Annotated in this window: 1 protein-coding gene; it reads left to right on the top strand. The window is 67.3% G+C overall.

Annotated elements, in window-relative coordinates; genetic code table 11:
- Positions 1-668: 668 nt before the first annotated feature.
- On the top strand, positions 669-10,811 hold the full coding sequence (locus BM060_RS32215; RefSeq protein WP_083426885.1) for an Ig-like domain-containing protein: 10,143 nt from the start codon (positions 669-671) through the stop codon (positions 10,809-10,811).
- Positions 10,812-11,365: the final 554 nt, after the last annotated feature.

Genomic DNA, 11,365 nt, shown 5'->3' with positions numbered 1-11,365 from the left:
TTTTGCTCTTCGTAGGAGCGAGCTTGCTCGCGAACCCCGCAGTCACTGGATTCCCGCGTTCGCGGGAATGACGAGGTGGGGGGCAGGTGTTTCAGGATGACTCAGGATTCTCCCTTCGCTCAGGACAGCCCCCTCTCCCGCTTGCGGGAGAGGGTTGGGGAGAGGGCGCTCTTGAACCCAGCACCTAAAGCTCTCGGGAAATCCGTAGGGCGCATAACGCCTACGGCGTTATCCGCCGAATCGCGGACAGAGTCCGCTCCTACGGTTCCAGGGAAGCACGGGCGTAGGAGCGGACTCCGTCCGCGATTGGATTCACCGGCCACGCCGGACGCTCCGGTGGCACGAACAGCCCCCTCTCCTTCCGGGAGAGGGCTGGGGTGAGGGCAACGGACTCCGCCGCTACTCCATCGCCAAACCTGCACTCCGCCCCCCAACCCTCCCCGCAAACGGGGCAGGGTACCGCCACCCCGTGCTTCCACCCGCCCCTCAGACATCCACCTGAATGCCCCGGCCTTTGAGGGATTCCTGAAGGGAGGTCGCTGGCGATTTGCCTAGGATCGCCGGTGGGGCATCGCCGGCGGCGCCGGCGCTCATTGCCCGCTGATTTCAGCCTCCCGCACACCGGGTGGCGATGACTGCCAATTGACGATTTGAAGGAGTCTCGGCGCATGACCGACAAGAACTGGAACGACGATCAGGACCGGCCGCAGGCCAGCCTGCCCTTTGCGCAGGACGCATCCGCCGGACAGGATGCGCCCGCGCCGCGTGCGGACAAGCCCCAATTCCTCATCGAGGACGATATCGGCACGCTCAAGGGTGTGGTCGAGTCGGGCGGATATACCAACGACAAGACGCCGACCTTCAAGGGCTCCGGCCTTACGGTGGGCCAGGAAGTGTTCATCCGCGTCGTTCTCGAATCCGGTGAGGTGCAGGAACTGGGCAGCGTCGTGGTGCGCAAGAACGGCACCTGGGCCCTGGACATCGACATGCCGTTCCAGGATGGCGTGGTCGATTTCTACATCACCGTCGACGGCGTCGACTCCGATCTCTACCGGGTGACTTTCGATAGCCAGGCGCCGGAGCCGGTCGAGCTGGAAGAGCCCCTGCAAGTGCTGGCCGGCGAGCGCCCGTTGGCGATGGACGGTGGCCAGGTACAGGCCAACGCGCAGCCGAGCTTCGTGGGCAAGTTCGCCGGCCAGGCCAGCGAGGCGGACATGCATGCCGTGCTGCTGGAAATTCACTATGGCAAGCAGGTCGCCACTGTCACGGCCGAGATCGGCAGTGATGGCACCTGGCGCTGCGACTGGCCAGAGGGCCTGGCGGAGCAGGAGGGGGACTATACGCTCAAGTTCTTCATGATCGATGCCGCCGGTAACGTGTACACCGAGAGGGGGCAGTACAAGTCCTTCCAGCAACTGGAACTGACGCTCGACCTGACCCCGCCCGGTGACGATGCCGTGGTGAGCTTCACCCTGCACGACGACTTCGGCCCGGTCACCGGGGCCATCGCCGCCGGCGGCAAGACCGACGACACCACCCCGAGGCTCGAGGGCCAGGTGGCGAACGCTGCCGCCAACGGCGTCAAGTGGGTGGAAATCCTCCTCGACGGCAACGTCCTGGCGCGGGTGCTGGTGGATGAGCAGGGCAACTGGGAGTACACCCCGGACGCACTGGCTTCCGGCGCGCATCGCTTCGAAGTCTTCCCGCTGGACGCCGCCGAGAACTATGGCAAGAGTGCCTCCATCGACTTCGAAGTGGCCGGGCCGGATGTGCCGCCCTTGTCGCTGCCGGTCATTGAGGAAATCCGTGACGACCAGGGTTCGGTCAGCGGCCTGCTGAACGATGGCGACGTCACCGACGACACCAGCCTGTCGCTCAAGGGCCACGCCGAGGCCGGCAACCTGGTGCTGCTGTACGTCGACGGCGAACTGGCCGCCAGCGTGGTGGCCGAGCAGGACGGCAGCTGGAGCGTCGAACTGCCGCTGGCCGGCGATGGCGAGCATGTCATCATCGCCAAGGCCCAGGACGACTTCGGTCGCCACAGCGACGAAACCGCCCCGGTGTCCATCACCCTCGACACCATCGCGCCGGAACAGCCGGGCATGGTGGATGCCCAGGACAACACCGGCGCCATCACCGGCCCCATCGAGCCGGGCAGCGTGACCGACGAAACCCAGCCGACCCTCAGTGGTTCGGGTGAGCCGGGCGATACCGTGAGCATCCTCGACAATGGCGAGGTAATCGGTACGGTTGTGATCGACGAGAACGGCCAGTGGGAGTTCACTCCGGAGCAGCCGCTGGAGGAGGGCGACCACAGCATCAGCGTGGTGATCACCGACCCGGCCGGCAACGCCAGCGAGCCCAGCGAGTCGCTGGACTTCAGCGTCGACAGCAGCGTACCGGCCATGGTCATCGACCATCTCGAACTGCAGGATGACTTCGGTCCGGTAGTCGGCGCCATCGCCAACGGCAGCTCCACCGACGACGCCACCCCGACCGTGGTGGGCCATGTCGAAGGCGAAGCCGCCTGGGTGGAAATCTACGATGGCGAAACCCTGCTGGGCACCGCCCTGGTGGACGGCGACGGCAACTGGAGCTTCCAGGCGCCGGAACTGGAGAGCGGCGAGCACAGCATTTCCGCCCGTCCGGTGAGCGCCATCGGCCAGGAAGGCGAGACCAGCGACAGCATCGGCTTCACCCTGGTGGGTGACGAGACGCCGCTGCCGCAACTGCCGGTCATCGATGAAATCCTCGACGACCAGGGCACATTCACCGGCCTGCTGAACGATGGTGACCTCACCGACGACGCCAGCCTGTCGCTCAAGGGCAGCGCCGAAGCCGGCAAGCTCGTGCTGCTGTACGTGAACGGCGAACTGGCCGCCAGCGTGGTGGCAGAGCAGGACGGCAGCTGGAGCGTCGAACTGCCGCTGGTCGGCGATGGCGAACAGGTCATCACCGCCAAGGCCCAGGACGATGCCGGCCGCCACAGCGACGAAACCACTCCGGTATCCATCACCCTCGACGCCACCGCGCCGGACAAGCCGGAACAGGTGGGCGCCGACGACAACGAAGGCGTGGTGCAGGGCCCGATCACCCAGCATGGCGCCACCAACGACAACACCCCGGAATTCAGCGGCCAGGCCGAGCCGGGCTCCACGGTCATCATCAGCGACAACGGCATGCCCCTGGGCAGCGTGGTGGCCGATGCCCAGGGCAACTGGAGCTACACCCCCGAGCCGCCGCTGGCCGACGGTTCGCACAGCATCACCGTGCAGGCCCAGGACGCCGCCGGCAACCTCAGCGAGCCCAGCGACGCCCTGGAATTCAGCGTCTGGAGCGAGGCGCCGCAGGTGAGCATCGACCACGCCCTGGACGACGTCGAGCCGGGCCTGGAGAACGTGGCCAACGGCGGCGTCACCAATGACCTGCAGCCGACCCTGGTGGGCACCGCCACCGCCGGCGCGCTGGTGGTCCTTTCCGAGGCCGGGCTGGTGCTCGGCAGCGCGGTCGCCGACGCCGAGGGCAACTGGAGCATCACCCTGGACCGTAACCAGTCCGAAGGCTCGCACACCTACACCGCGGAAGTCCGTTGCGCCACCGGCGAGTTCGCCCAGGCCGACTTCGTCCTGGTGATCGACAACAATGCCCCGGACCGCCCGATCCTCGACGCCGTGCTGGACAACGCCGGCCTGGTCCAGGGCGCGCTGGCCAGCGGCGACACCACCGACGACGCCACCCCGACCCTGCAAGGCGGCGAGGCCGAGCCCAACGGCCTGGTCAAGGTCTACGACAACGGCACCCTGGTCGGCAGCACCCTCGCCGACGAGAACGGCGACTGGAGCCTGGAGCTGCCGGAGCTGGCCGATGGCGCCCATAGCCTGACCGTTACCTCCAGCGATGCCGCGGGCAACGAGAGCAAGCCGACCCGTCCGTTCGAACTGACCGTGGACACCGCGGTGGCCGACCTGGTCATCGACAGCATCGAACTGGTCGACGACTTCGGCGAGGTCCAGGGCCTTATCGCCGACGGCGGCAAGACCGACGACACCACGCCGCTGCTGCAGGGCCACGTCGAAGGGACGAATGCCGCCTACGTGGAAATCTACGACGGCGAAACCCTGCTGGGCACCGCCGCGGTGGACGCCCAGGGCAACTGGAGCTTCCAGTCGCCGGAGCTGGAAAGCGGCGAATACGCCTTCAGCGCCGTACCGGTGGACAGCCTCGGCAAGACCGGCGAAGCCAGCGAAACCATCCGCTTCGAAGTGGTGGGCCCGGAGGTCGCCCTGCCGAACGCACCGGCCATCAGCGAAATCCGCGATGACCAGGGCTCGGTCAGCGGCCTGCTGAACGATGGCGACGTCACCGACGACACCAGCCTGACCGTCAACGGCAGCGCCGATGCTGGCAACCTGGTGCTGCTGTATGTGAACGGCGAACTGGTCGCCAGCACCACTGCCGACGAGCAGGGCAACTGGACTGCCGAACTGCCGCTGGCTGGCGATGGCGAACAGGTCATCACCGCCAAGGCGCAGGATGAAGCTGGCCGCCACAGCGACGAGACTGCACCGGTCAGCGTCATCCTCGACACCACCGCGCCGGAACAGCCTGGCATGGTCACCGCCGAGGACAACACCGGCGCCATTACCGGGCCCATCGAGCCGGGCAGCGTGACCGACGAAACCCAGCCGACCCTCAGTGGTTCGGGTGAGCCGGGCGACACCGTCAGCATCCTCGACAATGGCGAGGTGATCGGCACGGTCGTGATCGACGAGAACGGCCAGTGGGCGTTCACGCCTGAGCAGCCGCTGGAAGAGGGTGACCACAGCATCAGCGTGGTGATCACCGACCCGGCCGGCAATGCCAGCGAGCCGAGCGAGTCCCTGGACTTCAGCGTCGACACCAGCGTGGCCCCGATGGTCATCGATCGCATCGAACTGCAGGACGACTTCGGTCCGGTAGTCGGCGCCATCGCCAACGGTAGCTCCACCGACGACGCCACCCCGACCGTGGTTGGCCATGTCGAAGGCGAAGCCGCCTGGGTGGAAATCTACGACGGTGAAACCCTGCTGGGTACCGCCTTGGTGGACGCCGAAGGCAACTGGAGCTTCCAGGCGCCGGAACTGGAGAGCGGCGAGCACAGCATTTCCGCCCGTCCGGTGAGCGCCATCGGCCAAGTGGGCGAAGTCAGCGACAGCATCGCCTTCACCCTGGTGGGTGAGGAAACCGATCTGCCGCAGCCGCCGGTCATCGACGAAATCCGCGATGACGTGGGTTCGATCACCGGCCTGCTGAACGACGGCGACGTCACCGACGACACCAGCCTGTCGCTCAAGGGCACCGCCGAGGCCGGCAACCTCGTGCTGCTGTATGTGAACGGTGAACTGGCCGCCAGCGTGGTGGCCGACGAGCAGGGCAACTGGACTGCCGAACTGCCGCTGGTCGGCGATGGCGAACAGGTCATCACCGCCAAGGCGCAGGACGCCGCCGGTCGCCACAGCGAAGAGACCGCTGCGGTCTCCGTCACCCTCGACACCACCGCGCCGGAACAGCCGGGCATGGTGATCGCCGAGGACAGCACCGGCCCCGTCACCGGTCCCATCGAGCCGGGCAGCGTGACCGACGAAACCCAGCCGACCCTCAGCGGTTCGGGCGAGCCGGGCGATACCGTGAGCATCCTCGACAACGGCGAGGAGATCGGCACCGCCACCGTCGACGAGAACGGCAACTGGACGTTCACCCCGGAACAGCCGCTGGAGGACGGCGACCACAGCATCAGCGTGGTCATCACCGATGCGGCCGGCAACGTTGGCGAGCCCAGCGAGGCCCTGGACTTCGTGGTGGATTCCACGCCCGCGTTCGTCACCATCGACATGGCCCTCGACCAGGTCGAGAGCATCACTGGCGAGGTGGCCAACGGCGGCGTCACCAATGACCGGCAGCCGACCCTGGTGGGCACCGCCACCCCGGGCGCGCTGGTGATCATCTCCGAGGCCGGGTTCGTTCTCGGCAGTGTGGTCGCCGATACCGAAGGCAACTGGAGCCTGCGCCTGTCTGTGGGCCAGTCCGATGACGAGCACCACTACACCGCCGAGGTGCAGAGTGCCACCGGCGCCACCGCCCAGGCCGAGTTCAGCCTGGTGATCGACACCAAGGCCCCGGACCGTCCGATCCTCGACGCCGTGCTGGACAACGCCGGCCTGCTCCAGGGCGCGCTGGCCAGCGGCGACACCACCGACGACGCCACCCCGACCCTGCAGGGCAGCGAGGCCGAGCCCAACGGCCTGGTCAAGGTCTATGACAATGACGTCCTGGTCGGCAGCACCCTCGCCGACGAGAACGGCGACTGGAGCCTGGAACTGCCGGAACTGGCCGATGGCGCCCATAGCCTGACCGTTACTTCCAGCGATGTCGCGGGCAACGAAAGCAAACCGACCCGTCCGTTCGAACTGACCGTGGACACCGCGGTAGCCAACCTGGTCATCGACAGCATCGAGCTGGTGGATGACTTCGGTCCGCTCACCGGCCTGATCGCCGATGGCGACAAGACCGACGACACCACGCCGCTGCTGCAGGGCCACGTCGAAGGCGAGGCGAAGTACGTGGAGGTCTACGACGGCGAAACCCTGCTGGGCACCGCCGCGGTGGACGCCCAGGGCAACTGGAGCTTCCAGGCGCCGGAGCTGGAAAGCGGCGAGCACGCCTTCAGCGCCGTGCCGGTGGATGCCCTCGGCAAGACCGGCGAAGCCAGCGAAAGCATCCGCTTCGAAGTGGTGGGCCCGGAGGTCGCACAGCCGGAAGCACCGGTCATCAGCGAAATCCTCGATGACCAGGGCTCGGTCAGCGGCCTGCTGAACGATGGCGACGTCACCGACGACACCAGCCTGACCGTCAACGGCAGCGCTACCGCGGGCGATCTGGTGCTGCTGTACGTCGACGGCGAACTGGCCGCCAGCGTGGTGGCCGACGAGCAGGGCAACTGGACGGCCGAACTGCCGCTGGCCGGCGATGGCGAGCACGCTATCACCGCCAAAGCGCAGGATCCGGCTGGTCGCCACAGCGAAGAGACCGCTGCGGTCTCCGTCATCCTCGACACCACCGCGCCGGAACAGCCGGGCATGGTGACCGCCGAGGACAACACCGGCGCCATCACCGGCCCGATCGAGCCGGGCAGCGTGACCGACGAAACCCAGCCGACCCTCAGTGGTTCGGGCGAGCCGGGCGACACCGTGAGCGTCCTCGACAACGGTGAAGTAATCGGCACGGTCGTGATCGACGAGAACGGCCAGTGGGAGTTCACGCCTGAGCAGCCGCTGGAGGAGGGCGACCACAGCATCAGCGTGGTGATCACCGATCCTGCCGGCAACGCCAGCGAGCCGAGCGAGTCCCTGGACTTCAGCGTCGACAGCAGCGTGGCCCCGATGCTCATCGACCGCATCGAGCTGATCGACGACGTCGATCCCGTCACCGGCGCCATCGTCAACGGTGACTCCACCGACGACACCGCGCCGCTCGTACAGGGCCATGTCGAAGGCGAAGCCGCCTGGGTGGAAATCTACGATGGCGAAACCCTGCTGGGTACCGCCCTGGTGGACGGCGACGGCAACTGGAGCTTCCAGGCGCCGGAACTGGAGAGCGGCGAGCACAGCATCTCCGCCCGCCCGGTGAACGCCATTGGCCAAGTGGGCGAGGCCAGCGAAAGCATCGGCTTCACCGTGGTGGGCGAGGAAACCCCGCTGCCGCAGCCGCCGGTCATCGACGAAATCCGCGACGACCTGGGCTCGGTCACCGGCCTGCTGAACGATGGCGATGTCACCGACGACACCAGCCTGACCGTCAACGGCAGCGCCGATGCCGGCAACCTCGTACTGCTGTACGTGAACGGTGAACTGGTCGCCAGCACCACCGCCGATGAACAGGGCAACTGGAGCGCCGAGCTGCCGCTGGCCGGCGATGGCGAACACGCCATTACCGCCAAGGCGCAGGATGCAGCCGGCCGTCACAGCGACGAGACCACCCCGGTCTCCGTCATCCTCGACACCACCGCGCCGGAACAACCGGGCATGGTGACCGCCGAGGACAACACCGGCGCCATCACCGGGCCGATCGAGCCGGGCAGCGTGACCGACGAAACCCAGCCGACCCTCAGTGGTTCGGGTGAGCCGGGCGACACCGTCAGCATCCTCGACAACGGTGAAGTGATCGGCACGGCCGTGATCGACGAAAACGGCCAGTGGGAGTTCACTCCCGAGCAGCCGCTGGAGGAGGGCGACCACAGCCTCAGCGTGGTGGTCACCGATCCGGCCGGCAATGCCAGCGAGCCGAGCGAGTCCCTGGACTTCAGCGTCGACAGCAGCGTACCGGCCATGGTCATCGACCGTATCGAACTGCTCGACGACTTCGGTCCGGTCGTAGGCGCCATCGCCAACGGCAGCTCCACCGACGACGCCACCCCGCTCGTGCAGGGGCATGTCGAAGGCGAGGCGACGTACGTGGAGGTGTACGACGGCGAAACCCTGCTGGGCACCGCCGCGGTGGACGCCGAAGGCAACTGGAGCTTCCAGGCGCCGGAACTGGCTTCCGGCGAACACGCGATCTCGGTCCGTCCGGTGAACGCCATCGGCCAGATCGGCGAAGCCAGCGACAGCATCGCCTTCACCCTGGTGGGTGAGGAAACCGATCTGCCGCAGCCGCCGGTCATCGACGAAATCCGCGACGACCTGGGTTCGGTCACCGGCCTGCTGAACGATGGCGACGTCACCGACGACACCAGCCTGTCGCTCAAGGGCACCGCCGATGCCGGCAACCTCGTATTGCTGTATGTCGGCGGGGTACTGGCCGCCAGCGCGGTCGCCGACGAAAACGGCAACTGGAGCGCCGAACTGCCGCTGTCCGGCGATGGCGAACAGGTCATCACCGCCAAGGCGCAGGATGCAGCCGGCCGTCACAGCGACGAGACCACCCCGGTTTCCGTCATCCTCGACACCACCGCGCCGGAACAACCGGGCATGGTGACCGCCGAGGACAACACCGGCGCCATCACCGGCCCGATCGAGCCGGGCAGCGTGACCGACGAAACCCAGCCGACCCTCAGCGGTTCGGGTGAGCCGGGCGACACCGTGAGCATCCTCGACAACGGTGAAGTGATCGGTACGGTCGTGATCGACGAGAACGGCCAGTGGGAGTTCACCCCGGAACAGCCGCTGGAAGAGGGCGACCACAGCCTCAGCGTGGTGGTCACCGATCCGGCCGGCAACGCCAGCGAGCCCAGCGAGTCGCTGGACTTCACGGTGCAGGCCCAGGTGCCGACCCTCAGTCTCGACTCGGTGTACGACGATGTCGAAGGCATTCTCGGCGAGATCGCCCAGGGCGGGCTGACCAACGACGCCCAGCCGATGCTCTCCGGCACGGCCGGCAACGGCGCGGTGCGGGTGCTCATCCATGACGGCCAGACGCTGCTGGGCAGCGCGCTGGTCGATGGCGACGGCAACTGGCAGTTCGAGCTGCCGGAACTGGCCGACGGCGAGTACAACCTGAGCCTGGTGGCCGAAACCGCCAGCGGCACGCCGAGCGAAAGCCTCGAGTGGAGCTTCACCGTCGACACCCAGGCACCGGAGGCCGTCACGGCTCTGGACCTGGTCGACGACGAGCCGCTGATCACCGGCACCATCGAGCAGAGCGGCCTGACCAACGACGCCACGCCGACCTTCAGCGGCCAGGCCATCGGCGCCAAGTGGGTGAACATCTACGACGGCAGCCTGCTGATCGCCAGCGTCTCGGTGGACGCCGAGGGCAACTGGAGCTTCACGCCGGAAGAGGCGCTTTACGAAGGCGCGCATCGCTTCAGCGCCGCCGCCGTGGACGAGGCCGGCAACGAAGGCGAGCGCAGCGTCGGCTGGAACTTCACCGTGGATGTCACCGCGCCGGGCCGTGTCACCAACCTGGGGCTGTACGACATGATCGGACCGAACCCCGAGACGGACTGGGGCGATGTGCCGAAGGGCGGGAAGACCGACGACCCCTGGCCGAACTTCTATGGCCAGGTCGACACCTTCGGCGTGAAGTACGTGTACGTCTACGACGATGGCAAGTTCCTCGGCTCGGCCACGGTCAACCAGACCACCCTGGAGTGGGCGTTCGAACCGCGCCTGCCACTGCAGTCGGGCAAGCACAGCCTGCAGGCCTGCGCAGTGGACGAAGCCGGCAACATGGGCCCGCTCAGCGAGCCCTGGGACTTCACCATCGCCCTGCCGATCGCTGCCGACCCGTCGATCATCAACGTGCGCGACGACGTCGCTGGCGTCTACCTGCAGAAGGAGGACTTCACCGAGGACGTGACTCTGACGGTCAAGGGTTCCTCGCCGCTGGGCACCACCGTGACGCTCTATGCCAACGGCGTAGCGGTGGGCTCGCAGACGGTGGATGAGGATGGTTACTGGTACATCACCACCAGCGACCTGAGCCTCCTGGCCAACCCCGATGGTTCCGTGAGCCTGGTGGCCGCGGCCGAAGGGCTGGCGCCCACCGGTCCGTTCACCATCTTCCTCGAGGACAGCGTGCTGCAACCGCAGGTGCTGGCCGAGCCCCTGGGGGGCGAGGAAGCGCTGATGGCCGGGCTGTTCGCGGCGCTGGAACTGCACCAGGAGCCGGTCGCGCAAGCGCAGCCGCTGTCGTTGCAGGGCCTGCTGCAGGCACCGGCCGGGGCGCAGGCTCCGGGCGTGGCGGCAACCCCGCCGGCAGCCGAGGCGCCAGTGCCCGACAGCGTGCTGGTGAAACAGGACCTGCTGGCGCTGCAACAGCAGCAGCTGGTCTGACCGACCCGGCCCGTCCCGGCGCTTCGGCGCCGGGCGGACCGGTTTTCAGGCGGCATGGGCGCAAGCCCGTGCCGTTTTTTTTCGCCTGAAAAACGCCTTGTCGGATGGGGGAGGGCGAAGCGATATCCGTCGCCATGTCCGGCCGGTGGAATAGCGAGCGGAGGTTCGGTGATGGAGCATCGGCGAAGGCCGTTGCCCTCACCCCAATCCTCTCCCGGAGGGAGGGGGGGCTGTTCGTGCCACCGGAGCGTCCGGCGTGGCCGGTGAATCCAATCGCGGACGGAGTCCGCTCCTACGCCCGTGCTTCCCTGGAACCGTAGGAGCGGACTCTGTCCGCGATTCGGCGGATAACGCCGTAGGCGTTATGCGCCCTACGGATTTCCGACGGGGTTGCGACAGAGGTTGGGGCTCTGCAAAGAGCGCCCTCTCCCCAGCCCTCTCCCGCAAGCGGGAGAGGGGGCCGTTCGGAGTGGGCGGGGAGTTCGGAGTCATCCTGCTACTCCGAACCCCACCCCGTCATTCCCGCGAACGCGGGAATCCAGTGACGGGCGGTT

The sequence above is a fragment of the Pseudomonas citronellolis genome (genome assembly GCF_900112375.1).
Classification (GTDB): domain Bacteria; phylum Pseudomonadota; class Gammaproteobacteria; order Pseudomonadales; family Pseudomonadaceae; genus Pseudomonas; species Pseudomonas citronellolis.
This window is presented reverse-complemented; position numbering and strand designations above follow the sequence as displayed.

Coding starts and splice junctions, on each gene's coding strand:
- BM060_RS32215 (WP_083426885.1), top strand. CDS start 669: ATGACCGACAAGAACTGGAACGACGATCAGGACCGGCCGCAGGCCAGC.